The sequence below is a fragment of the Bacillus timonensis genome (assembly GCF_004799755.1).
Classification (GTDB): domain Bacteria; phylum Bacillota; class Bacilli; order Bacillales; family Bacillaceae_L; genus Ferdinandcohnia; species Ferdinandcohnia timonensis_A.
Genome location: NZ_SLUB01000140.1, coordinates 1 through 871, shown reverse-complemented (window position 1 = coordinate 871; position 871 = coordinate 1). Strand labels below are relative to the sequence as shown.

The following is an 871-nucleotide window of genomic DNA, read 5'->3' as shown; positions in this document are numbered from 1 at the left end:
ATATCAAAAATGGATTTAAGTTATTTGTGTGTGAAGGTTGTCATGATGTGCGAAAGGTTCCTTACCGATGTAAAGGTCGATTTTGTACCACGTGCTCTGTTGGAGAAAGTGAAGAATGGAGTAGGTTACTTACTGAAGATGTTCTTCAGGTTAATCATCGGCACGTAATTTTTACGATTGATGAAGGACTACGAGATGTATTTCTCCTTCACCGACATCTATTAAAAGATTTAATGGATGCTTCTGCAAGACTCCTTACCGACTTCTTCAAAAAGAAAGCAAAAGTAACACCTGGGATTATTGCTGGACTCCACACTTTTGGTTCAAGGGTCAACTTCAACCCTCACGTACATATGTTAGTTACAATGGGTGGATTAACAGAAAAAGGAGAATGGAAGCAGTATGATTTCTTGCCATTTACAATGCTTCGTAAACAATGGCAAACGGTCGTATTAAAATTAATTAGAAACGGAGTTTCACCAAGAGAAAAGAAAAGAATCCAACCAAGACTTCAAAAGGCGTTCACCAATAATGGCGAAGGCTTCTATGTGTATGCCCCTAAACAGAGGGGAAAAATAAAAGAACAACTTCGTTATATTGGCCGTTATATTCGTCGACCAGCGATTGGAATCAATCGGATTGAGGCATATGATGGGCAATTCGTTACGTTCAAATATAAGGATAAAACTGACGGAAAAGACAAATCCGAAACCGTAAGTGTCGAAGAATTTATTTCACGTTTAATTCGCCATATCCCAGACGAGCAATTTAAAACTATTCGGCATTACGGTATGTATTCAAGAAGATCAAAAAACTTATGTAAAAAAGTGTTGAGTACTTGGCAACAAAAAGCAAGACGTTGGGTTGTAAA

The 871-nt window shown here is 37.8% G+C and carries 1 protein-coding gene; it reads left to right on the top strand.

Features of this window, described 5'->3' with window-relative positions:
• On the top strand, positions 1–871 hold an 871-nt coding region (locus E1I69_RS24240; protein WP_207308609.1), incomplete at both ends, for an IS91 family transposase.